The organism is Nocardia sp. (assembly GCF_025465275.1).
GTDB lineage: Bacteria > Actinomycetota > Actinomycetes > Mycobacteriales > Mycobacteriaceae > Nocardia.
In genome coordinates this window covers 59851-85876 of sequence record NZ_JAODNK010000043.1, presented here as the reverse complement: position 1 = coordinate 85876, position 26026 = coordinate 59851, and the positions used below count along the sequence as shown (strand labels likewise).

Annotated in this window: 20 protein-coding genes and 1 pseudogene; 7 read left to right on the top strand and 14 right to left on the bottom strand. The window is 65.8% G+C overall.

The features are described 5' to 3' along the window. The coding region (locus tag JWN03_RS09825; protein ID WP_297612913.1) for a TetR/AcrR family transcriptional regulator at positions 1–729 on the bottom strand (729 nt) is incomplete at its 3' end. A gap of 45 nt (positions 730–774) precedes the next feature. Here JWN03_RS09825 and JWN03_RS09820 point away from each other — a divergent pair. Continuing rightward, positions 775–2361, top strand: coding sequence for an FAD-dependent oxidoreductase (locus tag JWN03_RS09820; RefSeq protein ID WP_297612910.1), 1587 nt, complete (start codon positions 775–777; stop codon positions 2359–2361). Here the strand turns inward: JWN03_RS09820 and JWN03_RS09815 are convergent. Then, positions 2282–2728: a YdeI/OmpD-associated family protein gene (locus JWN03_RS09815; RefSeq protein ID WP_297612906.1), complete on the bottom strand. Its 447-nt coding sequence runs from the start codon at positions 2726–2728 to the stop codon at positions 2282–2284. The two genes, JWN03_RS09820 and JWN03_RS09815, sit on opposite strands and share 80 nt — an antisense overlap. A 367-nt stretch (positions 2729–3095) precedes the next feature. On the opposite strand from JWN03_RS09815, the gene JWN03_RS09810 reads away from it, so the two are divergent. The 5 genes from JWN03_RS09810 (at position 3096) to JWN03_RS09790 (ending at position 10227) form a co-directional block, all read left to right on the top strand. Next, complete coding sequence (locus JWN03_RS09810; RefSeq protein ID WP_297612903.1) at positions 3096–6824, top strand: nitrate reductase subunit alpha; 3729 nt, start codon at positions 3096–3098, stop codon at positions 6822–6824. A gap of 10 nt (positions 6825–6834) precedes the next feature. Then, a complete protein-coding gene (narH, locus tag JWN03_RS09805) occupies positions 6835–8505 on the top strand; it encodes a nitrate reductase subunit beta (RefSeq protein WP_297612950.1) in 1671 nt (556 codons plus the stop codon). After that, the gene (gene narJ / locus JWN03_RS09800) at positions 8502–9182 is read left to right on the top strand and encodes a nitrate reductase molybdenum cofactor assembly chaperone (RefSeq protein ID WP_297612900.1); all 681 of its coding nucleotides are present in this window, start codon (positions 8502–8504) and stop codon (positions 9180–9182) included. Before narH ends, narJ begins: the two co-directional genes overlap by 4 nt. Further along, positions 9179–9913 (top strand): respiratory nitrate reductase subunit gamma, encoded by a 735-nt coding sequence (gene narI / locus JWN03_RS09795; protein WP_297612898.1) that lies wholly within the window; start codon positions 9179–9181, stop codon positions 9911–9913. Before narJ ends, narI begins: the two co-directional genes overlap by 4 nt. Positions 9914–10032: 119 nt before the next feature. Continuing rightward, complete coding sequence (locus JWN03_RS09790; protein WP_297612895.1) at positions 10033–10227, top strand: hypothetical protein; 195 nt, start codon at positions 10033–10035, stop codon at positions 10225–10227. 181 nt (positions 10228–10408) lie between these two features. On the opposite strand, the gene JWN03_RS09785 is transcribed toward JWN03_RS09790, so the two are convergent. The 5 genes from JWN03_RS09785 to JWN03_RS09765 are packed head-to-tail and all read right to left on the bottom strand — an operon-like array spanning position 10409 to position 17153. Beyond that, a complete protein-coding gene (locus JWN03_RS09785; RefSeq protein ID WP_297612892.1) occupies positions 10409–11188 on the bottom strand; it encodes an SDR family NAD(P)-dependent oxidoreductase in 780 nt (259 codons plus the stop codon). A 15-nt stretch (positions 11189–11203) separates the two neighbouring features. Further along, positions 11204–12949, bottom strand: a complete 1746-nt coding sequence (locus tag JWN03_RS09780) for an N-acyl-D-amino-acid deacylase family protein (RefSeq protein ID WP_297612947.1) — start codon at positions 12947–12949, stop codon at positions 11204–11206. Positions 12950–12954: 5 nt separating this feature from the next. Continuing rightward, positions 12955–14613, bottom strand: coding sequence for a class I adenylate-forming enzyme family protein (locus JWN03_RS09775; protein WP_297612889.1), 1659 nt, complete (start codon positions 14611–14613; stop codon positions 12955–12957). Positions 14614–14617: 4 nt separating this feature from the next. Then, the gene (locus tag JWN03_RS09770) at positions 14618–15769 is read right to left on the bottom strand and encodes a serine hydrolase domain-containing protein (protein WP_297612887.1); all 1152 of its coding nucleotides are present in this window, start codon (positions 15767–15769) and stop codon (positions 14618–14620) included. A 16-nt stretch (positions 15770–15785) separates the two neighbouring features. Continuing rightward, on the bottom strand, positions 15786–17153 hold the full coding sequence (locus JWN03_RS09765; protein ID WP_297612884.1) for a flavin-containing monooxygenase: 1368 nt from the start codon (positions 17151–17153) through the stop codon (positions 15786–15788). 205 nt (positions 17154–17358) lie between these two features. On the opposite strand from JWN03_RS09765, the gene JWN03_RS09760 reads away from it, so the two are divergent. Further along, positions 17359–18012, top strand: a complete 654-nt coding sequence (locus JWN03_RS09760) for a TetR/AcrR family transcriptional regulator (RefSeq protein ID WP_297612881.1) — start codon at positions 17359–17361, stop codon at positions 18010–18012. A 36-nt stretch (positions 18013–18048) separates the two neighbouring features. Here the strand turns inward: JWN03_RS09760 and JWN03_RS09755 are convergent, their stop codons facing one another. The 7 genes and pseudogenes from JWN03_RS09755 to JWN03_RS09725 all read right to left on the bottom strand — a co-directional run bounded on the left by JWN03_RS09755 (position 18049) and on the right by JWN03_RS09725 (position 25800). Then, on the bottom strand, positions 18049–18459 hold the full coding sequence (locus JWN03_RS09755) for a nuclear transport factor 2 family protein (RefSeq protein WP_297612878.1): 411 nt from the start codon (positions 18457–18459) through the stop codon (positions 18049–18051). A gap of 71 nt (positions 18460–18530) precedes the next feature. Then, positions 18531–18752 (bottom strand): hypothetical protein, encoded by a 222-nt coding sequence (locus JWN03_RS09750; RefSeq protein WP_297612875.1) that lies wholly within the window; start codon positions 18750–18752, stop codon positions 18531–18533. Between the two features lie 91 nt (positions 18753–18843). Continuing rightward, on the bottom strand, positions 18844–19683 hold the full coding sequence (locus JWN03_RS09745; protein WP_297612872.1) for a sirohydrochlorin chelatase: 840 nt from the start codon (positions 19681–19683) through the stop codon (positions 18844–18846). A 383-nt stretch (positions 19684–20066) separates the two neighbouring features. After that, a pseudogene (locus JWN03_RS09740) lies at positions 20067–21212 on the bottom strand (uroporphyrinogen-III synthase); the annotation flags it as partial. Then, the gene (gene nirD / locus JWN03_RS09735) at positions 21209–21622 is read right to left on the bottom strand and encodes a nitrite reductase small subunit NirD (RefSeq protein ID WP_297612869.1); all 414 of its coding nucleotides are present in this window, start codon (positions 21620–21622) and stop codon (positions 21209–21211) included. The pseudogene JWN03_RS09740 and the gene nirD, both read right to left, overlap by 4 nt. Positions 21623–21767: 145 nt before the next feature. Continuing rightward, positions 21768–24305, bottom strand: coding sequence for a nitrite reductase large subunit NirB (gene nirB / locus JWN03_RS09730; RefSeq protein WP_297612867.1), 2538 nt, complete (start codon positions 24303–24305; stop codon positions 21768–21770). Positions 24306–24330: 25 nt separating this feature from the next. Beyond that, on the bottom strand, positions 24331–25800 hold the full coding sequence (locus JWN03_RS09725) for a nitrate/nitrite transporter (protein ID WP_297612864.1): 1470 nt from the start codon (positions 25798–25800) through the stop codon (positions 24331–24333). Positions 25801–26026: the final 226 nt, after the last annotated feature.

Here is a 26026-nt window from a genome sequence, read left to right as displayed (position 1 = left end):
GGTGGGGAGGTTCAGGCGGGTGGTGATGCCGTCGAGTAGGCAGGTGAGGGTCCAGGCGACGGGGTCGGTGAGGTCGGTGAGGGTTCGGGCGGCTAGCCAGCGGGTGAAGGCGGGGTGGCGGTCGGCGGCGAGGATGGGCTGTAGGAGGGGGGCGGCGGCTTCGGCTAGTTGCTGGTCGGTGTGCAGGCCGGTGCGGGTGCGCATGCGTTGTTCTTCGGCGAGTTGCAGGGCGGTGCCTATGAGGTGGCCGTCGATGGCGGTGGTGATGCGGGTCATCTCGTCGGCGGTGATGCCGAGGGGTTCGAGCAGGGCGAAGCGGAAGTCGAAGTAGCGCAGGGCATTCGGGCCGAGCGGGGGGCGGGTGTGGACCAGGTGGCCGAACCACAGGTGGCGCCCGATGACGGTCCAGGTGTCCAGGGACAGCTTCTCCAAGGCGGTGCGCCAGGGGCCGGAAGGTGCTGTGGGGAGGGGGATTTCGCCGTAGACGGCATCGATCATGAGGTCGACCAGGCCGTCTTTACTGCCCACGTAGCGATAGAGGGACATGGGGGTCGACGCACCCACCGCGGTCGCCACCCGGCGCATGGTGAGGGCGTGCGCACCTTCGGCATCGGCGATGGTCAGCGCGGCTCGCAGGATATCGGCGCGGCTCAGCGTGGTGGTGGGGCGGCCCGGGGGTTCGGGCAGCGACCAGATCAGTGGGCCGGGTGCGGTCGTGTCGTCGTTCATGTCACCTCCTTGCGGGAGATTCAATCATTCGTGTACAACGTACACATGATGTACGACGTACACGAACAACGAGTAGTGGTGGTCGGGGGCGGATTGGCAGGACTGTGCGCGGCGCTGTTCCTGCGCCGGCACGGAGTCGAGGTGACGCTGGTGGAGCGGCGCACCACAACATCGCCGCAGCCCAAGGCGCGGCGCATCAATATCCGGACCATGGAGTTGTTCCGGCAGCTCGGCATCGCCGACGAGGTCCTGGACGCGGCACGCGACCTGGCGAGTTACCAGTTCATGGCCGCCGGACCGACCCTCGCCGAGGCCGAGCGGCTGCCGTTCACGCTGCCCGGCGGCCTGCCGGACTGGGATGCCATCACACCCGCGACAGCCTGCCTCTGCGCACAGGATCACCTCGAACCCGTGCTGCGCGGCCTGGCCGAGGCGCGCGGCGCCGACGTGCGATTCGGTGTGGAACTCATCGACTTCCACGACGACGGCACCGGAGTCGACGCCACCTTGCGTACCGCCGACGGCACCGTGCAGCAGTTGCACGCCGACTACCTGATCGCCGCCGACGGGTCCGGTAGCCCGATTCGGGAGCGGCTGGGCATTCCCCGCAGCGGTCGCGGCACCCTGGGCCGGGCGGTGAATGTCTACTTCCGCGCCGAGCTCGCGGAGCTGGTGCGCGGGCGCGAGTTCAATCTCTGCCAGATCGAGAACGACAGTGTGCCAGGCGCTTTCGCTTCCATCGACGGCTCGTCGCGATGGATATTCTCCAGTGCGACAGGCCTGGATCGCGCTGCCCGGGAGTGGCCGGACGCCCTGCGCACCGCCATCGGCGATCCCACGGTCGATATCGAGATCATGAGCGTAATGCCCTGGGAGCCCGGGATGTTCGTCGCCGATACCTATGGCCGCGGCCGCATCTTCCTGGCCGGGGACGCCGCCCATGTCATGCCGCCGTTCGCCGCAGCGGGCGCGAATACCGGAATCGAGGACGGACACAATCTCGCCTGGAAGCTGGCCCGCGTCCTGCACGGCACCGCGGACCCGGCGCTGCTGGACACCTATCAGTCCGAACGCCACCCGATCGGATGGTTCATCGCCGACCAATCGAGCATTCGAACCACCAACCTGCGCACCATGAATCGCAAGTCCATCGATGCCACACCGTTGGCCGATCCCCTCGCCCTCATACTCGGAAACCGCTATCCCACAGGCGCATTCGTCGACGATGCCAGCACACACAGCATGGATCACCTCGATATCGCAGGCCAGCCGGGAACTCGCCTGCCACATGCCTATCTCACACCAGGCCGATCGACCCTCGATCTCATCGACACCGACTTCGCACTGCTCGTCGGCCCCTCCGGAGCGGCGTGGCACGCGACCGCGACCGGCATTCCGGATTTGAGAGTTCATGAAATACCTGAGACTTATTGCAGGACAGCAAATCTCACACCAGATGGCGCACTACTGGTTCGCCCTGATCAGATAATCGCCTGGCGCGCACCGCAGCTGCCCACGGATCCCGCAGGCGCACTCCAGACTGCCCTGGCGCTCACCCTCGGCCCGGCAGCACGTCCTCGACTGCCTTGGCAATCCGGCGCGCACGAGTCTCCGGCCGCTTCGCATCGGTGATGGCCTTGACGGCCTCGCGGCGGCGAGAATAGGAGAGCGCGTCGAACGCCGCCCGCGCATCCGCGTCCGCCAGGGCCGCAGCCAGGTCATCAGGCACGTCGACGGCGCGCTCGGCGGCATCGCGCTCCACGGTCACCGACACCGCGTCGCCGGGCCCCTTCCCCAGATCGGCCCGAATGGACTTCAGCAGGCCCAGACAGGGGCCGCCGCCCATGGACATGATGGAACCGATGTACGGAATACCGTCGAAGGTGGCATGCACGGGGATGCGACCGCCGCCGCCGAGCGCTTCGAGGATCGCGGCGGGAACGGGGATATACGCGCCACCCCCGTCGGCGGAGTGAATCGAGCCCTCGAATCGATGCATGCGAGCACAATATTCGAACGATCCCGGAGTGATCCGGATATTCCTCCGCGATTTCCCGGCAATCCATATTGCCGGGAAAGTGTGTTAACAAATGTAAAGCGCGGGAGAACCGACCGTTTCCAAAGCATCACCGCGAGCGGCCCGGAAGTCCTCGAATGTAGCCTCCTTCACCGCGTGAAAGTGAATCACCGCAGGTCACGCCCGAATGCACAAGGTAGTGTCGCGACTAACCAGTGACCGGCAGGTTGCCGCGATCTCACAGCTCACAAACACCTCACGCGCACTGTGAGAGAAGCGTTTTGCTGCCCGCGTCCACGTCCTTACAGTCGAGCCAGCAGCCCAGTTCTTCTCTCTCGATGGGGGCGTCATGCCTGAAACGCACACCGGATCTTCCTCCGGCGATGCACTGCTTCGATTGGGAAAGTACTTCAATCGCGGTGAGGTTTCCGCAGACCTGCGCACGCTGCATCAGGTGGGCGGGCGCGAAGCGGACGAGTTCTACCGGGATCGGTGGTCGCACGACAAGGTGGTGCGCTCCACGCACGGTGTGAACTGCACCGGGTCGTGTTCGTGGAAGATCTACGTCAAAGACGGTGTGATCACCTGGGAGTCACAGCAGACCGATTACCCGTCGGTGGGCGCGGACAAGCCGGAGTACGAGCCGCGCGGCTGCCCGCGTGGTGCGTCGTTCTCCTGGTACACGTATTCGCCTGCCCGCATTCGGTATCCGTACGTGCGCGGCGTGCTGCTGGAGATGTACCGGGAGGCCAAGGAGCGGCTGAAGGATCCGGTGCTGGCGTGGGAGTCCATCGTCGAGGATCCGGAGCGGGCCAAGACCTACAAGTCCGCACGCGGCCGGGGCGGGTTCGTCCGGGCCGAGTGGTGGGAAGCGTCCGAAATCGCCGCTGCCGCACACGTTTACACCATCAAGCAGTACGGGCCGGATCGGGTCGCGGGCTTCTCCCCCATTCCCGCCATGTCGATGGTCAGCCATGCCGTCGGCGCGCGCTTCATCTCCCTCATCGGCGGCTCCATGCTGTCGTTCTACGACTGGTACGCCGACCTGCCGGTAGCCTCGCCGCAGGTGTTCGGCGACCAGACCGACGTACCGGAATCGGCGGACTGGTTCGATGCCGGCTACCTGATCATGTGGGGCTCCAATGTCCCGGTCACCCGAACCCCGGACGCCCACTACATGACCGAGGCCCGGTATCGCGGCCAGAAGGTCGTGGTGGTCTCCCCCGATTACGCCGACAACACCAAGTTCGCCGACGAATGGGTGCCCGCACGCCCGGGCACCGATGCCGCGCTCGCCATGGCCATGGGGCACGTGGTGCTCAAGGAATTCTTCGTCGACAAGTCGACCTCGTATTTCGACAACTACATCAAGCAGTACACCGACCTGCCCTACCTCGTCACCCTCGACGAGAACAACGGCGTCTGCGTACCCGGCAAGTTCCTCACCGCCGCCGACCTCGGCCACACCGCGGAAGCGGTGGAATTCCAGCCCGTACTACTCGATGCCGACGGAAATCCGCAGGTGCCCAATGGATCCCTGGGACATCGCTTCACCGAAGCGGGCAAGGGCCGCTGGAATCTGGACCTGGGAGGCGTCGATCCGCTGCTGACCCTGCACGGCCGCACCGATGATGCTGCGGCCGTGCAGTTTCCCCGCTTCGACGGAACGACCTCGGAGGTGCTCACCCGCGGCGTTCCCACGACTGTTGTTGCGGGCAAACGGGTGACGACGGTATTCGATCTATTGCTCGCCCAGTACGGCGTGGCACGTCCCGGCCTGCCCGGCAGCTGGCCGACGGGATACGACGACCCGAACGAGCCGTACACCCCGGCCTGGCAGGAGACGATCACCGGCGTTCCCGCCAAGCAGGCCGAACGCATCGGCCGCGAATTCGCCGACAATGCCGAACGTTCGAACGGCCGGTCCATGATTCTCATGGGCGCGGGCACCAACCACTGGTTCCACTCCGACCAGATCTACCGCGCCTTCTTCACTTTGACACTGCTCACCGGCTGTCAGGGCGTGAACGGCGGCGGCTGGGCGCATTACGTGGGCCAGGAGAAGTGCCGGCCGGTAACCGGTTGGTCCACACTGGCTTTCGCCGCCGACTGGCAGCGCAACCCGCGCCAGATGCAGGGCACCGTGTTCTGGTACCTCACCAATGATCAGTGGCGGTATGACCCGTTCACCTCGGAGACCTTCTCCTCACCGCTGGGCAAGGGCAGTTTCGCGGGACGGACGGCGGCCGACAATATCGCGCTCGCAACACGATTGGGCTGGATGCCGTCCTATCCGACGCTCGATCGCAACCCGCTCGATCTGGCCGATGAGGCGGAGGCCGCGGGCAGGAGCGCGGCCGACTACGTCGTCGACGGTCTCAAAACCGGCGCCCTGCGCTTCGCCTGCGAAGATCCGGACGCACCCGAGAACTTCCCGCGCGTACTGACGGTCTGGCGGGCCAATCTGCTCGGCTCGTCCGGCAAGGGCAATGAGTACTTCCACAAACATCTGCTGGGCGCGGATTCCAATCTGCAGACCGCCGAGGCCGCCGGGGTACGGCCGCAGGAGCTGGTGTGGCGCGATCAGGCCGCCACCGGAAAGCTGGATCTGCTGCTGTCCCTGGACTTCCGGATGACCAGCACCACCATGTTCTCCGATATCGTGCTGCCCGCCGCCACCTGGTACGAGAAGCACGATCTGTCCTCCACGGATATGCATCCGTTTGTGCACGCCTTCTCTCCGGCGATTTCGCCGCCGTGGGAGACCCGCACCGATTTCGAGGCATTCCATCGCATTGCCCGGGGATTCTCCTGGCTGGCGGAGAAGCATCTCGGTATCCGCAAGGACATCGTGATGGTGCCGCTGCAGCACGACACCGCCGATGCGCTGGCACAGGCGAGCGGCCGGGTACTCGACTGGAAGAAGGGCGAATGTGAGCCCATCCCCGGAAAGACGATGCCGAAAATCGTTGTGGTCGAACGTGATTATCCGAAGGTCGCGGAGAAGATGGCCGCACTCGGGCCGCTCGTCGAGCAGCTCGGCCTCACCACCAAGGGCGTCACCACCTATCCCGGTGCCGAGGTCGAGTATCTGAAGGGCATGAACGGGGCGGTGGTCTCGGGTATCGCGCAGGGGCGGCCGTCGCTGGCCAAGGACACTCATGCGGCGGAGGCCATTCTGGCGCTGTCCGGCACCACCAATGGCCGGCTCGCGGTGGAAGGTTTCGAGGCGCTGGAAAAGCGCACCGGTACCCGGCTGGCCGATCTGGCCGCCGAGCACGAGGGCAAACGAATCACGTTCGCCGACACCCAGGCTCGGCCCGTTCCAGTCATCACGTCCCCGGAATGGTCTGGCAGTGAGACCGGTGGACGCCGGTACTCCCCGTTCACCATCAATACCGAGCGGCTGAAGCCCTGGCACACGTTGACGGGGCGGCAGCACTTCTACCTCGATCACGATTGGATGATCGAACTCGGTGAGCAACTGCCGATTTATCGTCCCCCACTGGACATGTCGGCGCTGTTCAGCGAACCCGGTATCGGCAAGGTGACCGAGAACGGAGTGACGGTGCGGTATCTGACGCCGCACTCGAAGTGGTCGATCCACTCCGCGTACCAGGACAATCTGCACATGCTCACGCTCTCGCGCGGCGGCCAGGCCATCTGGATGTCGGAGGTCGATGCAGCCAAAATCGGTGTGGCCGACAATGATTGGATCGAGGCGGTGAACAGAAACGGTGTGGTCGTGGCGCGCGCCATCGTGTCACACCGCATGCCCGAGGGCACGGTGTTCATGTACCACGCCCAGGACCGCACGGTGAACGTGCCGCGCATCGAGGGACCGCCCGTCGCATCGAACGGCAAGAGCGGCAACGTGACCGACGCGCCCGACGACTTCAAGGGCCGGGGCAAACGCGGCGGTATCCACAATGCGCTGACTCGCATCATGATCAAGCCCTCGCACCTCATCGGCGGGTACGCCCAGCAGTCTTTCGCCCTGAACTACCACGGGCCCACCGGAAATCAGCGCGACGAGGTCACCACCATTCGTAAGCGCTCGCAGGAAGTGGAGTACTGACATGCGTGTCATGGCGCAACTGTCGATGGTCATGAACCTCGACAAATGCATCGGCTGCCACACCTGCAGCGTCACCTGCAAGCAGGCCTGGACCAATCGCGGCGGCACCGAGTACATGTGGTTCAACAATGTGGAAACCCGGCCGGGACAAGGGTATCCGCGGCAGTACGAGGATCAGGAGAAGTGGAAGGGCGGCTGGGTACGCAATCGGCGCGGCAAGCTGACGCTCAAATCCGGGTCGCGAATGAAGCGGCTGCTCAATATCTTCGCCAATCCGGACCTGCCCACCGTGTCGGACTATTACGACCCGTGGAGCTACGACTACGAAAACCTGCTGGCCGCACCACACATGGACACCAGCCCGGTAGCACGCCCCAAATCGCTGATCACCGGCAAGGACACCAAGGTCACCTGGGGGCCGAACTGGGACGACTCGCTCGGCTCCGGTCCCGAACAGGTCGGCAAGGATCCACTGCTGGCCAAGCTGTCCGAGCAGGTGAAGCTCGAATTCGAGCAGACGTTCATGTTCTACCTCCCACGCATCTGCGAACACTGCCTCAACCCCTCGTGCGCGGCGGCATGTCCGTCCGGGGCGATCTACAAGCGAGCCGAAGACGGCATCGTGCTGGTCGATCAGGACAAGTGCCGCGGCTGGCGGCAATGCGTCACCGGCTGCCCGTATAAGAAGATCTACTTCAACCACAAGACGGGCAAGGCGGAGAAGTGCACCTTCTGCTACCCGCGCATCGAGGTCGGCATTCCGACCGTGTGCTCGGAAACCTGTGTCGGGCGGCTGCGCTACATCGGGGTCATGCTCTACGACGCCGACGCGGTGCTGGAAGCGGCGTCGGTCGAGAACGACAAGGATCTGTACCCGGCGCAGCTGGGCGTGTTCCTCAACCCGCACGACCCACGCGTGATCGCCGAGGCGGAGCGTGCCGGGATCTCGCCGGAATGGATTGCCGCGGCACAGGATTCACCCTGCTACAAGCTCATCGTCGACTACAAGATCGCGCTGCCGCTGCATCCGGAATATCGGACCATGCCGATGGTCTGGTACGTGCCGCCGCTGTCGCCGGTGGTGGATGTGCTGTCGGAGACCGGGCACGACGGCGAAGACCACTCGAATCTGTTCGGCGCGATCGATGCGCTGCGTATTCCCCTGGAGTACCTGGCCGAACTGTTCACCGCCGGTGATGTAGGGCCGGTGCGGGATTCGCTGCAGCGACTGGCCGGGATGCGGTCGTTCATGCGCTCGATCAATCTCGGGCAGGAACCCGATATGCGTATCCCGGACTCGACCGGGCTGGCGCCGGAAGAGATCGAGGCGATGTACCGCCTGCTGGCCATCGCCAAATACGAGCACCGGTATGTGATTCCCTCCGGGGCGACCTCCCGTGCCCACGAACTCGATTCGCTCGCCACCGGATGCTCACTGGATACCGACGGTGGGCCCGGCATGACCGCCTTCGAGGTCGTGGCCGAGAAGTTCCACCTGACTGACTCCAATATTGCTGCGCCGGAAGAGAAATCGGCGCGCATCAATTTGCTGAACTGGGACGGAAAGAGCGCCGAGGGGCTCATCCCGACCCGCAATGGCAACGGTAATGGCGACGGCCACAACGGCGATGGCACAACAGCCGAGCCGGAAGCTCCCTTCCCCAGCGGGGCAGTGCGATGAGCCTGCTGAAGATCCGTAAACGCCCCGAACCCACGGTCCAGCTCTCGGACCGGGACCGCCGGCTGGTATGGCGGCTGGCCGCGCTGCTGCTGGACTATCCGAGCACCACCATGCTGGCCGCTCTCGACGATCTATCCAGTGCCACAGCGGAATTGCCCGATACCATGCGGCCGTTCCTCGAACCGATCCTCACCCACCTGCGCACCGGCAACCCGATCGCCCTGGCCCAGGAGTACGTCGAGACCTTCGATATGCGCCGCCGCGCCGCCCTGCACCTGACCTTCTACGCCTACGGTGACACCCGCAAACGCGGAATGGCCCTGCTGCGCTTCAAACACGCCTACCGGCACGGTGGCGTCGAACTCGGCGACGAGGAACTCCCCGACCACCTGCCGGTGCTGCTGGAATTCGCCGCCACCGTCGACCCCGTCGGCGGCGAACGCCTGCTCGGCGAACACGTCCCGGTGCTGGAACTACTGCGACTGTCGTTGTCCGACATCGATTCTCCCTACTCGGGCATACTCGCCGCCGTCACCGCCACCCTGTCCCCGCTCACCACCGCCGACCGCCGCCGCATTGCCGAACTGGCCGCCCAGGGCCCACCCGACGAGGAAGTCGGCTTGGACCCCTTCGCCATGGACCCGATCACCTTCGCCGAAACGGACAGCCGCCGATGACCTCCACGGTGTGGATGACACTCCCCTATATCGCCTGCACCTCGTTCCTGCTCGGCCACCTCTGGCGTTACCGCAACGACCAGTTCGGCTGGACCACCCGGTCCTCGCAGATCTACGAATCGCGGCTGCTGCGCCTGGGCAGCCCGCTGTTCCATTTCGGCATGCTCGGCGTCATCGGCGGTCATGTTCTGGGCGTGCTCATCCCCGAATCGTGGACCGCTGCCGTCGGCATCTCCGAACACCTCTATCACGTGGTTGCCGTGTCGGCAGGCACCGTCGCGGGCGTCGCCGTCATAGCGGGCATCGCCATCCTGCTGTACCGCCGCGTCACTGTCACCGCCGTCCGCATGGCGACCACCCGCAACGATTTGCTCATGTATGTGCTGCTCGCCGGCGCACTCGTCACCGGCCTGCTCAATACCATCGGCAGCAATCTGCTGTGGGGCACCTACAACTACCGCGAGACCGTCTCCCCGTGGTTCCGCAGCCTCTTCACCCTGCATCCCCACCCGGACCTCATGGTCGGCACGCCCTGGACCTTCCAGGTGCACGGCCTCATCGTGCTGACCCTGATCGGCATCTGGCCCTACACCCGCCTGGTCCATATGTTCAGCGCCCCTGTCGGCTACCTGGTCCGCCCCTACGTCGTTTATCGCAGCAAGGAGACCAACGCCACCGACAAACGCCGCTTCGCCCGGGCCTGGGAATCCCCCGCCCTCCCACCTCGCTGAATGCCGCCGCGCCCCCCATTTCATTTCTATAACCATCCTCACCCCGTAGGGTGAGGTATAGACGGAGTTGACCCGAGTCATTCGGATACGGCAACCCGACACACCCCGGGAAGTTTTCTATGACCTCGGCACGACAGACGATCCTTGTAGAAGAGCAGAGCGAATTCGGTGCCGCACGGGCCGCCGAAAAAGCCGCCACGATCAAGCAGAACGCCATGGCCACCCGGACAGTCGCAGGTCACGCCCTCGATGTAGCCGATTGCGAATACCTCCTCCAGATGCTCGGCCTCGACGCGGCCAGCAAAGAGGAATAACCCTCCCGCTCGACCTCCACCACTTCCGGATCGGCCGATGACCCTGCGGGCAGAATGCCCGCGCAGGTCGGCTCGAGCTGTGGGCAGGCCGCGTGGTGCGGTCTCTGTGAACCCTGGGGACCACGTCGGCCGGCCACCAGCTGTTGCTGACGACCGGCGTTGATGGGACGGGTGACGACGGTCAGCCGGCGAGCTTGGCCAGGTTGGGGAAGTTGCTGATTTCCCAGCCGCCGTCTACCACCAGTTCGGTGCCGGTGATGTACGAGGCATCGTCACTGGCCAGGAAGAGGCAGGGTGCCGCTATCTGTTCGGCGGTAGCGGCGGCGCCCATCGGGATTCGGTCGAGGAACATCTGCTTTGCCGGTTCGTAGCCCATGACGGCGGCGGTCAACGGGGTGTCGACCAGGCCGGGCAGGACCGAGTTCACTCGAATGCGGTACTGCGCGAGCTCGAGGGCTGCGTTCTTGCTGAACATGACCACACCCGCTTTGCCGGTGGAGTACGGGCTGCCACCGGGCATCGGGACACGGCCGTCCAGGGACGAGATATTGACGATGGCGCCGCCGCCGCTGTCGCGCATCAGGCGGGCTTCGTGTTTGGTGCACAGGAAAACACTCTTCTGCACCAGGTCGATGGTGAAGTCCCAATCGGCCTCCGCGAGATCGGTCACGGCGCCGATGCGGGAGCCGCCCGCCACATTGAAGGCCGCGTCGAGCCGGCCGAAACGTGCTGCGGCAACTTCGATTCCGGCGGCGACCTGAGCCTCCACCGTCACATCCGCCACCACCGGCACGAAGGCGTCGCCGAGTTCGGCGGCCTTCTTCTGCAAGCCGGCCTCGTCGATATCGAGACCTACCACATTCGCGCCCTCGGCGATCAGCGCATCGGCGATTGCCGCTGCGATACCGGAGGCCGCGCCCGTCACCACGGCGGTCTTGCCGCCGAATCTACCTGTGCTCATTACGAACTCCTCTTGTCAGCGTCGACCGGCGCGCAGGAACTGCCCGGTGCGCTCTTTGCCGAGGGCCGGGGATTTCTCACCCAGGCCGAATACGTATTCACCGTTCACCAGTACCGCGGTAATGGTGTCGTCATTGCGATTGACCATGCGGGAGAGATTGTCGAATTCCGGAATCGGGTTCTCCGCGTAGGCATCCAGGCTGTCGTCGAGATGCGCCGGATCGAGCACGACCACATCGGCGCGATCACCCACGCGCAGGTGCCCGGCATCCAGGTCGTACCAGTCGGCCAGTTCACCGGTGACGCGGTGCACGGCATGCTCCACGCTCATGAACGGCCGCCCGTCCTGCTGCGCGCGGTGCACGCGCTTCAACAGCCGCAGCCCGAAGTTGTAGAAGGCCATATTGCGCAAATGCGCTCCGGCATCCGAGAAGCCCAGTTGCACACTGGGATCGGCGGCCAGCTTGTCCAGCACCTCGGGCCGGTGGTTGGAGATGGTGGTGCGCCAGCGCACCTTCGGCCCGTACTCCACCACCAGGTCGAGGAAGGCGTCCACCGGGTGCACACCGCCGCGATCCACGCCGACCTGACCGAAGGTCTTGCCGATCACGCTCGCATCGGGGCATTCGGTGATCTCGGCATCGAAGAAGTCCCGATGCCAGACCCGCGGGCCCCACTTCTTGTCGTAGTCCTTGCGGAAGGAACGCCGGTAGCTCTCGTCGGCCAGCAGCTCACGCCGCTGCTCCAACTGGTTCGACAGGTGCAGAGCCGCTGCGCCGGAACCGAATTCCTCGAACACCGGCAGATCGATACCGTCGGAGTACACCTCGAACGGCACCGGCAGATGCTGCCAGCGGAAGTCACCGCCGAGCCGGTTGAGCACCTTGCCGATGAGCGGGAAGATCTGCACCACACCGGGAATCGCCTTGATATCGGCGGCCGAGAGCAGGCTCACCTTCAAATTCGGCCGGAAGATGCCGAGGCTGCTCGCGGCCATGGCGACCAGGCTCTGCGGCCGGGCCACATCGGGACCACCCTGCAGCGTCCGCTTGCGGTCGCGCAGAATCCGATTGAGCCGGCGCCGCTCCTTGGGCTTGGCATACGTCGAAGGCAGGGTGCGCGAACGGCATACCTCACCGTCGAGCTTGTCGAAGAGCAGCTGCTGCGAGGACATGCCGACGAAGCCGGCATCGAGGGCCTCACTCAGCTTGTGCTCCATGGCCTTCAGCTCGGATTCGGTGGGCGCCACATCCGGGCGGGTGGCGCGGTCCAGGCCCATCTGCGCGGCGCGAATATCCGAATGCCCGATGAAGGCAGCGAGATTCGCGCCCAGCGGCAGTGATTCCAGCGCGGCCACATAGCTGTGTGCGCTGTTCCACGTCTTCAGCCCGTCGATCGCCGCCACCACATGCTTGCGCGGAATCGCCTCCACCCGCCCGAACAGGTCGCCCGCATCCGTACCGCCCACATGCACGGTGGAGAGCGAGCAGGACCCCAGCAGAATGGTGGTGACGCCGTGCCGCAGCGATTCCGACAGCGTCGGATCCAGCAGCACCTCCACGTCGTAATGGGTATGGATATCGAGCATGCCCGGCAACACCCACTGCCCGGCGGCGTCGATCACCCGGGCGCACTCGGTTTCGTCGAGCGCCTCGGTGGTGACGGTCGCGATCCGGCCGTCACGAATACCGATATTGCGGATGGCCGACGGCGCACCGGTGCCGTCGAACCAGCGCCCGCCCTTGATGATGGTGTCGTACACGGTCTTCACTCCCCGAGGGATAGGTCGCGGCGCAGCACCTTGCCGGTCGCATTGCGCGGCAGCGCATCAGCGGTGATGAGCCAGCGGGCGGGCACCTTGAAATAGGCCAGCCGCTGCGCCACATGGTCGCGCAGCTCGTCCTCGGTGACCGAATCCGGGTCCGCGACAACAACAATGGCCGCCACCTCCTGACCCAGATCCTCGTGCGGAACCCCGATGATGGCCGATTCCTGGACCAGCGGATGCGCGTCGAGCGCATTCTCGATCTCGGTCGGGTAGACGTTCTCACCGCCGCGCAGAATGAGATCCGAACGGCGACCGGCCATTTGCAGGACACCGCCGGAGACGAATCCGAAGTCGCCGGTGCGCAGCCAGCGGTCCGCATCGATCGATGCGGCGGTGGCCACCTCGTCGTTCCAGTAGCCGAGCATGACGTACGGACTGCGAATGCAGATCTCGCCCTCCACGCCGTCGGGCACGACAGTGCCCTCCGGATCACGGATTTCGACGGAGACGGCAATGATCGGACGCCCCACCGCTTCCGGATTGGCCAGCAGATCCGCCGGCGCCGCGATGGTGGCGGCGGTGCCGCTCTCCGTGCATCCGTAGCTGGTGGTCAATGCCACCTGCGCCACCGGGAGCCGCTCGCGCAGTCGCTGCTGCAGAGCGGGCGAGGAGGGCGCGGCATTGAGCGAGAACCCCGACAGTGAGGACAGGTCGTACTTGGTGATATCCGCGTCGAGCAGGCGGCTGGCCATGGTCGGCACCGCACCCCAGTTGGTGATGCGCTCGGATTCGATGAGCCCCAGGATCTTGTCGGCGTCGAACCCGCCGGCCGGGAAGATCACCGCGTCACCGGTGTTCAGCCGCGGCACCGCGAGATTGTGCAGGCTCGCGATGTGGAAAAGCGGTGAGGTGGTGAGGAACCGGCGACTGGTCGGCGACCCGTCCCACGGCAGCCCGCGGAAGCCCGCCATCAGCGCATCGGTGAAACGGTGATAGTCGGCGACCGCCACCATGTTCCGGTGCGAATGCACCACACCCTTGGGCCGGCCGGTGGTGCCGCTGGTGTAGAGGATGCATGCCGGATCATCTTCTGCCACAGCGGTAACCGGGTACTCGCCCGCGTATTCCGCGACCAGGTCAGGAAGGTCTTTCTCCATGGTGAGGACCGGCACCCGGGCACCCGCATCGGCCAGCGCCTGCGCCCGCTTGGCGTCGGCGATCACCACCACCGGCTGGGTGTGCTCGAGACCGTAGGCGATCTCCAGCGGCGCCCACCAGGCGTTGTAGCCGACCGGAATCGCGCCCAGCCGCTGCGCCGCCCAGAAGGTCAGCACCCACTCCGGGGTATTGGCGGCCAGGATGCCGACCCGGTCGCCCTTGCCGATGCCGTAGCGCTGCTGCAGCGCCGCCGCCAGCGCACCCGCCGCCTCGTAGTGCTCGGCGAAGGTGATGTGCTTGTCGGCACTGACCAGGTAGTCCCGGTCGCCGAGGTCGCGGGAGGCCTCCAGCAGCTCCAGCAGGGAGCGGCGGCGAGTGCGGAAGACCGGAATCTGCGCGCCCAGCACCTCCTCGACCGTCATCTCGAACGGCCCGCCCGGACCGGTGAGTTTCGCGGCCACCTGCGCGGCAAGGGCCTGGAGGTCAACGGCTTGCGTCATAAATTCAAATCCTCGAATCTCGTACCGCTGCGAAGGCTGCCTTCAGATAGGCGTCGGCACGATCGGAGCCGATCAGGCCGGGCGCCATTCGGTTCATGGTGTAGGCGAAGGTGACCCGGTGATCCAGGTCGTTGACGACCATGGACCCACCCAGTCCACCCCACCAGCACACCCGGCCGTCCGGGACCTGCGGAGCCGTCTCCGGCTTCGGCAGACCGTAGCCGATGCCGAAGCGCAGCGGAAGCAGGATGGCCAGATCGACGCCGTCGATCTGCTGATCGAAGATCAGATCGATCGTCTTCTCCGACAAGTACTTCCGGCCGCTCAGCTCCCCGCCATTACTGATGAGCGACTGCACCCGGGCCACCGAGCGGGCATTGCCGTGGCCGTTCATGCCGCCCAGCTCCGCCTGCCGCCACCCGGGGGTGGAGCACATATCGAAGTCCAGCAGCGGCTGGAACAATGTCTTGAACATGACACTGTCCTGCGGCAGCAGCGACTGATCGAACTCCGGATACTCGGGCGGAACGATGGTGGCGATGCGATCGAAATGCTCTGCCCCGGTGCCGATATGGAAATCCGCGCCGAGCGGGCCGGCGAGCTCCTCGGCGAAGAAACGGCCCAGCGTGCGGCCGTCGATCCGGCGGATGAGCTCGCCGACCAGATGCCCGTAATTGAGCGCGTGATATCCCGAGGCCGTGCCCGGCTCCCACCAGGGCGCCTGCTGCGCCAGGCGTGCCGTCGAGGACTCGAGCTCGTAGATATCGGGAATCTCGATCGGCGCTTCCCAGCCGGAAACCCCGGAGGTGTGCGAAAGCAGGTGCCGCACTTCGATATCGGCCTTGCCATTGGCCGCGAACTCCGGCCAGTAGTGCGCCACCTTCTGGTAGACATCCAGGCCACCCTGGTCGACCAGCAGTAGCGCACTCAGCGCCGTCATGGTCTTGGTGATGGAGAAGCAGTTCACCAGGGTGTCCGCACGCCAGCGCGTGGTTTGCTCCGGATCGGCGTAACCGCCCCAGAGATCGACCACCGGATCGCCGTTCACCGTCACACAGAGTGCGCCGCCGAGTTCGGCCCCGGACTCCACCTGTTCGGTGAAAGCCGCCCGGACCGCGGCGAATTCGTCGGTACAGAATCCAGCCACATTGCTCATTCCGTTCCGCCCTTTCTCAGACTCTGGCCGAGGCGCGCGGCGGCACGGGCAGTGCGTGCCCGCGATCGGCGGCCCGCTTGGCTCCGCGCGCCATTTCGCGCTGCAGATCGCGGACGTACGGCTCGAATTCGATCTGAATGGTGTGCCGCGGCGAGTCGTAGAACGTCCCGCTGCGCAGCGCTTCCGCCGCGCGCATGGTCTCGGTCATCTCCGTCTCGGACGGCAGGGCGTAATTGCCGGACAGGTAGGCGGCGACCAGCTTCGACTGCTGCTCAGCGAAGTTCACCAGGGTCGGCATGGGCTGCGCCAGGCCCAGGTAGAAGAGATTGTCCACGCCGGGCTTGATCATCTGCCGGTACAGCGGGATCATATTGCGCGCATCGGGCAGCAACTCCGGATCGGAGAAGAACGGGAAGCTGATGTGATAGCCGGTGGCGCACACCACCACATCCACCTCCTCGACGCTGCCGTCGGCGAAATGCACATTCTTGCCGTCGAGACGGGTGATGGCGGGCTTGAACACCATGTCACCGCAACCGGCCCGGTGCAGGAACTCCTCACTGGCCGACGGATGCGCCTCGAACGGCAGATGATCCGGCTTCGGGAGGCCGTAATCCTCCATATAGCCGCGATTCTTGACCACGAAGCGCTGTTTGAGCTTGAGCCCCAGCTTCTTCGGCATCCAGGCGGGCATGGAGGCCTTGTCACCGACCTTGCCGTTCACATACTTCGGCAGCACCCACACACCGCGGCGGGCGGAGAGGAAGAACTTCGAGGCGATGAACTTCTGCGAGAGTTCGGAGGCGATATCCAGCCCCGAATTGCCCATGCCGACCACCACAATGCGCTTGCCGCGCATATCGATCGGATCGAACGGGTCGTTGTAGGCATGCGAATGCATGAGGACGCCGTCGAATTCACCCGGGTAGTCGGGGATGCGCGGGTCCCAGTGGTGACCGTTGCAGACCAGCAGCGCGTCATAGGTTTCGGTGCGGCCGGTATCGGTGGTGATCTCCCACAGGCCCTCGGCGTCGCGCTTGGCCGAGGTCACCTTGGTATTCAGGATGATTCGATCGCCGATGCCGAAGTGCTCGACATAGTCCTTGAAGTACTGGTGCAGCTGCGTGTGGTGCGGAAAGTCCGGCCACTCGTCGGGGGCCGGGAAGTCCTCGAACGCCAGCCGGAACTTCGACGTATCGATGTGCAGGCTCTGATAGCAGGCCGACATGCCGTTCGGGTTCTTGAAGTACCAATTGCCGCCCACCTGATCGGAGGCTTCGTAGCAATCGAAGGGGATGCCGTATTCGGCGAGGCGCTTTGCGGTGGTGATGCCGGACGGGCCGGCGCCGATGACGCACACCCTGGGCAACTCACGGGTTTCCAATTCACTCTCCTGCTTCGGCGGTGGGTCACATTGCCCGGCCGGACGTGATGTGACACACACGCTAGCATTCACTAGACACAGTGTCTAGTGAATGAACAAACGTCTATCATCGAAGCGAAAACCCCCGACAGACGTAGACTCGAGCATCGGAAAAGGCCGCCGCACGGGCGCCTTTCGCTCACCGGAACCAAGGCGGCCAGCACCCATGCAGACCGAACCGGCCACAGATCCCGCGCAGCCCGCGGAAGTGACCACCCGGCGCACCTCCCTGCGCGACGAGCAGAAACGACTCACCCGCAGCCGTCTGATCGAGGCCGCCAAGGGACTGTTCACCACCCAGGGATACGCACCGGTGCGAGTGGACGACATCGCCGCGGCGGTCGGTTGCAGCCGCGCGACCTTCTATCTGCATTTCACCGGCAAACCGGATGTGCTGCGCGCCATCGCCGAACAGGGGGCGCTGCCCAGCGTCCAGTACTTCTACGAAGACCTCGACCATGTGCTCGACACCGGATCACGCGAGGAGTTCGCGGCCTGGATGCGGCGGTCCATCGACTGGTTCCAGGAATACAAGGATCTACTGCCCGCCTGGGACGAGGCGACGGCATTGGAACCGGAGTTCCGTGAGGTGGCGCGCGAGGGCATTCTCGCGGTGCCGAATGTGATGACCTCGTATCTCTCGCGCTGGCCGGCCGATCAGCAGGACGAGGCGCGCTTGCGGATAGAACTGCTCGTCGCGCAGCTGGAGCGGTTCTTCACGCGCTGGGCCATGCAGGGGACGATCGATGTATCCGCGGATCAGGCCGCGACCGTGCTGACCGATATCTGGTTCCCGGCGCTGCAAACCCCGGGCGCCTGAACCGATTTCGACGAGTCCGGCAAATGTCGAGCGGGCTCAGTTCGGCAAGAATGTGGTGCGCGCCTGTTTCAATTCCCAGAAGGCGCGCAATGCCACGATTTTCCCGGCCGAGTTCACGCGATAGGTGAACACGCCGTCGACCTCGACGGCCCGGTCGCCGCGCTCACTGCGAATGGTTCCGACGAAGGCCACCTCGTCGCCGCAGGCATAGGAATCGGCGAGCCGGAAGTCGATGCGGCTGTCGGCAATCGCCATATCCCAGAACGCCGCTATGGCCTCGGGCCCGGCATGGCCATCCCCCACCGGGTCATACGGTGAGACGCCGATCGGGTCTTCCACCCGGGCCTCGGGCGCGAACAATGCCAGCCATTCGGCCTTACGCCTGCCGCGCACCGCGGCCTGCGAGGCGAGTCCGGCACGGCGAGCGGGATGTTCGGCATCGAGCATGCCGCCATCCTCGGCTCGCCGCGAATGATGGTCACCCATCAATTCCGGTCAGTGGTCACCCACCGGGTCGATCAGTGCGCCGCCGCGGAACCCGTCCAGCCGAAGCCGGTGCCGGGCGCCGCCGGATCATTGGCGTTGACCTGCTGGCTGCACGCTTCGTCCGAGAGGCCGGAAGCCTTGCACGCGGTCCACGGGTCGTACAGACCGGAAACGGCGGACGCGGTAGACGCGGTGGCGAAAGACCCTGCGGCACAGGCGACAATCAGACCGGCGGTGACGACAAGCTTCTTCAACAGAAAACCCTCCGAGCGCAATGGAATTTGATTTGCACATTGCCACGGCAATGCGGAAACCACCAAACACTCGGCAATTTCGGCGATTCGGTCAGGCGACGCGAACGGCCGCGAGAGTATCGGCTGCGGTGCGGTAGCGATCCACCAGCAAACGAACAATGGCGGGATGCACACCGATCGGCTCGGCCACCCCGTCCGCGCCCGCCGTATGCAGCCGCTCATGGAACAGACCGTGCGCCAGCAGGTACGAGGCAATGAATACGCGCCGCGCACCGGCCGCGCGGGCCTCGGCCACCATCTCCGGAACCCGGGGCTCACCGGTGGCGATGTACGCCAGCCGGACCGGCGCCGCGATCTGCTCCGCGAGCAGACCGGCCGCCCGCCGCACATCCTGTCGCGCACGGGGATCCGACGAACCGGCGGCAGCGAACACCACCGCATCGCCGCGGCGCCACCCCGCCGCCCGCAATCGCATGCGCATCACCGCGGCCAGCGCCGGATCCGGACCCATCGCCTGGGTGACCGCGACCGCCACATGGGCACTCGCGGCCACCTCTCGCGGCACATCCTGATACACGTGATAGCCCGAGGCCAGGAAGGCCGGAACCACCACGGCGGGAACAGCATTCAAATCCCGCAACACCTCTGCGGGCGAAGGCCCGAGCACATCCACGAATGCCGTGCGCACCCGCGGGCCGGACGCTACGTCCGGCTCGCCGACAGCACGCAACGATGCCGATGCGGCCCCGAACGCGGCACCGGCACCTGTCTCTGGGTGTGACGTAGCCACGGAATCAACTGCGCTGGAGCCGAAATCAGGCGCGGCCGCCCCCAGCTCCCGCGCAACAGCCTCAGCCAATGCGGCGATCATCTCCACGCCGCGTGTACTCCTGGTGCCGTGCGCCACCAGCACCAGCGCCGGGCTGGTCACCAGACCTCCGCAACGGGCGCGGGCCGACTGGGGCGCACCGGTACACCGGAACCGGTCGCCGGAGGCTGCGTACCGGCGTGCGGCACAGTCGCGGACCGTCCCGGAAAGCCCTGGCGGGCAACGGCAGTGGGAGCGGGAACAGGTTCGGCAGGACGCGGTGTGCTCACGGGTGCGGGCGGGAAGCCCGGGCGGCTACCGGAACCCACCGCAGGATCCGCAGAGGTGCGCGGCGGGAGGGCCGGGCGAGCGGAGCCGTTGAGCGGCGGGTCGGACGAGCGCACTGCTGCCGGGTAGCGGGAGGGGATGTCCTGGCGGGTGCCGAGGCCGGAGGTGCGGTTCGGGAACTGCTGGCGGACTGTGGGACTCGGGGCGACGGGGCGCGGGTTGTCGATGCATTCGGCCGGGTCCAGGGCGAGGCGGTAGCCGCGCTTCACCACGGTTTGGATGGCTTTGGGGCTGCCGAGGCCGGCGCGGAGACGAGCGATGGCGGTTTCCACGGCGTGGGTGTCGTCGCCACCGCCGGGGAGGGCGGCGAGCAGGTCTTCGCGGGACACGACGCGGCCGGGCTGGCGGGCCAGGGAACGCATGAGCGCCATAGGGGCGGGGGCCAGCTGGCGCACCGCACCGTCCACGACGACGCAGCTGCCACGGACGCTCAGAATGTGGCCGGCGGCCTGAATTCGATTGGCGCGGCGCGGAAGTTCTTCGGCCACGTGGCGAGCCAGCGCACCGAGGCGGGCGCGACCGGGCATGGTGGTGGCCACGCCGAGCTCTTCCAGGGGTGCGGCGGTGATGGGACCGACGCAGGCCGCGAGCACCCGGCCGCGCAGGGCGTGCAGCACGGCCTCGAGCAGTCCGGTTTCCTTGGCGCGCATGAGAAGTGATGCCACAGCGGGGGCGCTGGTGAAGGTGACGCAGTCGATGCCTGCGGTCACGATGGCCTCGATCATGCGGTCCATCGGAATGCGATCCTGCGGCGGAGTCCACCGGTAGACCGGTACCGGCACCACATCGGCTCCGGCGCAACGCAATACCTCGCAGAAGTCCGGCACCGGCTCCCACTCGGTGGTGGCGCCGTGCAGCTGCACGGCGATCCGCACACCCTCGACCCCTTCGGCGAGCAGATGATCCAGCACCTCCGCGGAGGATTCCGAGGCGGGCGACCACTCTTCGCGCAGTTCAGCGGCACGAATTGCGCCCTTGGCCTTCGGGCCTCGGGCCAGCATGCGGGTGGCTGCCAAGGTGGCACGCAGGTTTTCGGCCAGGCCCCAGCCCTCTGCCGCCTCCATCCAGCCCCGGAAACCGATACCCGTGGTGGCGACGGTAATCTGCGGCGGCTCGGCCACCAGCTGACGCGTCACGCGCTCCAGCTCATTGTCGTCGGCCAGTGGGATGATCCGAATAGCAGGAGCCATAACAACATTCGCGCCACGACGGGTGAGCAGCGTACCGAGCTCATCGGCCCGCCGCGCCGCCGTGATGCCCACCGTGAAACCGGCCAGTGGCGTGCCGGCGTCGGGCTCGGTCATGCCGTACCGCCGTCGAACGATCCAGGACCATCGGCGAAGAGCGTGGGCTCGTTGGACAGCGACACCACACCGTCCACCACCTGCACCCCGTACACCGGTAGCCAGACGCCCGAATCGTCCAGGCAGCTGCCGTCGATGAGCGAGAAACTCTGCTTGAGCAGCGGGGAGGCCACCACCGGCACGCCGCCGCGGTCACCGACGATGCCGCGTGACATCACTGCGGCCCGGCCGAACGGATCGATATTTCCCACGGCATACAGCGTGCCATCGGCGGTCAGGAACAGGGCGGCCTGGCGACCACCCTTCAGAAGCACCGCCACGCCGCGGCCGGGAATCAGGTAATCCAGTCGGCACGCTCGAGTCCAGCCGCTGAGGCTGGTCACGGTGCCGGGTGTGTCGATCACGGTCATCGGTACTCTCCTCCGAACGCCCTCACCTATTGGTACCGACGTCCTGTTTCCGTGCGGTTAAGCAGTCATTTCCCGTGCGTGGCGGCGGCAACGTCGCTGGTCACAGCGTTGATCAGCTGGTCACAGTAGCGATGCCACGCCATATTCAGAGCGCCTGGCGGGCCGGAAGCTCCGGAACACCCAGCAGCACGGGCACCTTGCGCTCGCCGCTGTCGTCGAAGCCGATGGTCGGGTCGGCCTCCTCCGGCGCATTGACGAAAGTGACGAAGCGCGAGAGCTTCTCCTCGTCGTCGAGCACCGCCGCCCACTCGTCGCGGTAGCCCGCGACATGGCGTTCCATGGCCGCTTCCAGATCCTCGGCAATGCCCAGGCTGTCTTCGCAGACCACCTGCTGGAGGTAGGTGATACCGCCCTCGAGGGCCTCCTGCCAGGGCGCGGTGCGCTGCAGACGGTCCGCGGTGCGGATGTAGAACATCAGGTAGCGGTCGATGTAGCGGATGAGCGTCTCGTCGTCCAGCGCGCCGGCCAGCAGCACCGCGTGCTTCGGAGTGAGACCGCCATTGCCGCCGACGTACAGGTTCCAGCCGTTCTCGGTGGCGATGACGCCGACATCCTTGCCACGCGCCTCCGCGCACTCCCGGGCGCACCCGGAAACGCCCAGCTTCAACTTGTGCGGGGACCGCAAGCCGCGGTAGCGCTTCTCCAGCAGCACTGCCATGCCGACCGAATCCTGCTGGCCGTAGCGGCACCAGGTGGAACCGACGCAGCTTTTCACGGTGCGCAGCGATTTGCCGTACGCGTGACCGGATTCCATGCCCACATCGACCAGGCGCTTCCAGATCAGCGGCAGCTGCTCCACCCGCGCGCCGAACAGGTCGATGCGCTGACCGCCGGTGACCTTCACGTACAGGCCGAAGTCCTTGGCGACCTGACCGATGGTGATGAGCTGATCGGCGGTGACCTCACCGCCGGGCATGCGCGGCACCACCGAATAGGTGCCGTTCTTCTGCAGATTCGCCAGGAAGTGGTCATTGGTGTCCTGCAGCGACGCCTGCTCGCCGTCGAGAATGTGATCGCTCGAGGTCGAGGCCAGGATGGACGCGACGGTCGGCTTGCAGATATCGCAGCCGGATCCGGTGCCGTACTTGGCAATCAGCGCCGAGAAGGTGCGGACGCCGGCGGACTGGACGATGTGGAAAAGCTCGGCCCGCGATTGGGTGAAGTGCTCACACAGCGCCTTCGACTGAGCTACACCGGACTGCTCCAGCAGCTTCTTGAGCATGGGAACACAACCGCCGCAGGAGGTTCCGGCATTGGTGCAGCTCTTGACGGCCGGCACATCGCAGGCGCCGTCGGCGATCGCGCCGCAGATGGCGCCCTTGGTCACATTGTTGCAGGAGCAGATCTGCGCATCGTCGGGCAGCGAATCCGCGCCCAATTCCGCACCGGCCGGGGAGATCAGCGCGGCAGGCTCGGCCGGGAGCGCGCGGCCCACCAGCGGACGCAGCGCCGAATACTGGGTGGCATCGCCGACCAGGATGCCGCCGAGCAGCGTCTTGGCATCATCGGAGACAACAAGTTTCGCGTAGGTGCCCTTGGCTGCATCGTGCAGCACCACCGAGAGCGCGCCCGCGGTCTTGGCGTGCGCGTCACCGAAGCTGGCCACATCCACACCGAGCAGCTTGAGTTTGGTGGACATATCCGCACCCGGGAATTCGCCTGCGCCACCGAGCAATCGGTCCGCGACGACCTCGGCGGTGCTGTAACCCGGTGCGACCAGGCCGTAGCAGACGCCCTCCACCGCGGCGACCTCACCGATGGCATAGATGCTGGGATCGGAGGTCTGCAACCCGAGATCGGTGATGACACCGCCGCGTGGCCCGACCTCCAGCCCGGACTCACGGGCGATCTCGTCACGCGGGCGGACACCGGCGGCGAAAACCACCAGCGCGGTGCGCAATTGGGTGCCGTCCGAGAGCGTGACGTTCAAGCGCTCGGAAAGCGGTGCGTCCACCATGGTTTCGATGGTCGAGGTGCCCACGCCGGTGTGCACGTGCAAGCCCAGCTCGGTGACCAGCTGCGCCAGGATCGCGCCGCCGCCCTCGTCGATCTGGGCGGGCATGAGCCAGTTGTTGTACTCGACGACGTGCGGGGTCATGCCCAGCAGCCGCAGCGCGTTGGCGGCCTCCAGACCGAGCAGACCACCGCCGACCACCACGCCGACCGCGCCCGGACCGGCCGCCTCGGCGGCGGCGCGAATGCCGTCCAGGTCCGCGAGCGTCCGATAGACGAAGCATTCGGGAGTGTCGTGGCCCGGCACCGGCGGCACCCAGGCATACGAACCCGTGGCGAGAACCAGTGCGTCGTAACCGATTACGTCACCGGTGGAGGTGGTGACCTTGCGTGCCGCCTTGTCCACGCTGTCGGCGCGCACGCCCAGGCGCACCTCCACCAGCGTGTCGCCCTCGTAGGCATTGCCCGGCAGCGCCAGCGCGGAGGTCTCCCACAGACCCACGTACGAGGAGAGCCCGACACGGTCGTAGGCCGCCAGCGGCTCCTCGCTCAGCACGACGATCTGCCAGGCATCGGCTTCGTCACGGGAGCGCAGTGCCTCCACGAAACGGTGTCCCACCATGCCGTGGCCGACGACAACCGCTGTCTTGCGTCCGACTGTGTGCGTCATGACAGTCCTTTCGAGAAGATGCGAGTCAGGCCCGGGCCGATGCGGTGGACGAGGAATCGGTCTCTGCGGCTTCGGCTTCCAGCACCAATGCCTCGGCCTCGACGACGACCCCGGTATCTGTGGGAGCCAGTGCCGGCAGGCTCGGACGGCGCATGAAGACCATCCAGCAGACCGCCCCGCAGAGCACGTAGAAGGCCATGAAAACCCAGAAGGCGGTGGTGGCGGACTGTGTGGAGGCGTAGGAGGAGCGCAGCACCAGATTGATGCCGACGCCGCCCAGCGCGCCGATGGCGCCGACAAAACCGATGAGTGCACCAGAGCTGTTCTGCGCCCAGGCCGCGCGGGTCGCCGAATCACCGGGCAGGCTACGGGATTTCGCCTCGAACACCGACGGGATGAGCTTGGTGACCGCGCCGTTGCCGAAACCGGAGATGACGAACAGTGCGGTGAAACCGATGATCAGCGCCACCAGCACGCCGCCCTTCGGGCTGCCGGTGCTGTCGCCCATGGTGCTGGCGACGGCCACCACCGCAGCCGCCGCGGTCATGGCGACGAAGGTGTAGAGCGTGACCTTGCTGCCGCCGACACGGTCGGCCCACTTACCGCCGTACGGACGAGCCAGCGAACCGAGCAGCGGTCCGACGAAGGCGATCTGCGCGGCATGCAGCGCGGCGGCAGCGGCGGTCGCCCCGCCCGCCTTGAAACTGATCTGCAGCACCTGGCCGAAGGCGAAGCTGTAGCCGATGAACGAGCCGAAGGTGCCGACGTACAGGAAAGCGATCGCCCACGACTGCGGTACCCGCAGCGCCTTGAGCATGTAGGACAGGTCGGCCTTCTGGTTCTTGACATTGTCCATGTTCAGCGCCGCGCCCAGGGCTGCCACCACGATCAGCGCCAGATACACCAGGCACACCGCCGAAGCATTGCCGTACGCGCTGCCGAGGGTCGCGATGACCACCAGCCCGACCACCTGAATGACCGGCACACCGATATTGCCGCCACCCGCGTTCATACCCAGCGCCCAGCCCTTGAGCCGCTGCGGGTAGAAGACATTGATATTGGACATCGACGAGGAGAAGTTCCCGCCGCCCAAGCCCGCGAAGGCCGCGATAACCAGGAACGTCGTGTACGAGGTGCCGGGCTTATTGATGAAATACAGGGTCAGCAGCACCGGCGCCAGCAGCGCCAGCGCGCTCACAATGGTCCAGTTGCGACCGCCGAATTTCGCAGTGGCGACGGTGTACGGAATCCGCATGATGCCGCCGACCAGCGTGGGCACCGCGCCCAGGAAGAACTTGCCCGCCGTATCGATATGGAAGACCGCGGTGGGCATGAACAGCACCATGACCGACCAGATCGACCACACCGAGAATCCCACGTGCTCGGCGAAGACCGACCAGATCAGATTGCGGCGCGCAATGTTCTTGCCACCGGCTTCCCAAGCATCGACATCCTCGGCATCCCAGTGTTCGATGTCGCGATTGCGCGTCAGCATCTGCACGGCCCTCCTGAAATCTGAATGACTTCAAGGTAGGAAACCGGTATTGCCGCGATGCTGCGCAGAATGACCGCTTGATCAACGGTTGCTCACGTTTCCCGGGACCACACGGTGAGAACCGAAGCTATGTTTCGGCTATATGACGCAACGGTTTCCGCGCGTCACGAATACCCCAACTCGGCGAATGCCGATCGTGAGGTGAGAGCGTCGCCACACAGCATGG

What these genes read in the sequence shown, in the direction of transcription:
- JWN03_RS09820 (WP_297612910.1), top strand. Translation starts at nt 775, where the DNA reads ATGATGTACGACGTACACGAACAACGAGTAGTGGTGGTCGGGGGCGGA.
- JWN03_RS09815 (WP_297612906.1), bottom strand. Translation starts at nt 2,728, where the DNA reads ATGCATCGATTCGAGGGCTCGATTCACTCCGCCGACGGGGGTGGCGCG.
- JWN03_RS09810 (WP_297612903.1), top strand. Translation starts at nt 3,096, where the DNA reads ATGCCTGAAACGCACACCGGATCTTCCTCCGGCGATGCACTGCTTCGA.
- narH (WP_297612950.1), top strand. Translation starts at nt 6,835, where the DNA reads ATGGCGCAACTGTCGATGGTCATGAACCTCGACAAATGCATCGGCTGC.
- narJ (WP_297612900.1), top strand. Translation starts at nt 8,502, where the DNA reads ATGAGCCTGCTGAAGATCCGTAAACGCCCCGAACCCACGGTCCAGCTC.
- narI (WP_297612898.1), top strand. Translation starts at nt 9,179, where the DNA reads ATGACCTCCACGGTGTGGATGACACTCCCCTATATCGCCTGCACCTCG.
- JWN03_RS09790 (WP_297612895.1), top strand. Translation starts at nt 10,033, where the DNA reads ATGACCTCGGCACGACAGACGATCCTTGTAGAAGAGCAGAGCGAATTC.
- JWN03_RS09785 (WP_297612892.1), bottom strand. Translation starts at nt 11,188, where the DNA reads ATGAGCACAGGTAGATTCGGCGGCAAGACCGCCGTGGTGACGGGCGCG.
- JWN03_RS09775 (WP_297612889.1), bottom strand. Translation starts at nt 14,613, where the DNA reads ATGACGCAAGCCGTTGACCTCCAGGCCCTTGCCGCGCAGGTGGCCGCG.
- JWN03_RS09770 (WP_297612887.1), bottom strand. Translation starts at nt 15,769, where the DNA reads ATGAGCAATGTGGCTGGATTCTGTACCGACGAATTCGCCGCGGTCCGG.
- JWN03_RS09760 (WP_297612881.1), top strand. Translation starts at nt 17,359, where the DNA reads ATGCAGACCGAACCGGCCACAGATCCCGCGCAGCCCGCGGAAGTGACC.
- JWN03_RS09755 (WP_297612878.1), bottom strand. Translation starts at nt 18,459, where the DNA reads ATGCTCGATGCCGAACATCCCGCTCGCCGTGCCGGACTCGCCTCGCAG.
- nirD (WP_297612869.1), bottom strand. Translation starts at nt 21,622, where the DNA reads ATGACCGTGATCGACACACCCGGCACCGTGACCAGCCTCAGCGGCTGG.
- nirB (WP_297612867.1), bottom strand. Translation starts at nt 24,305, where the DNA reads ATGACGCACACAGTCGGACGCAAGACAGCGGTTGTCGTCGGCCACGGC.
- JWN03_RS09725 (WP_297612864.1), bottom strand. Translation starts at nt 25,800, where the DNA reads ATGCTGACGCGCAATCGCGACATCGAACACTGGGATGCCGAGGATGTC.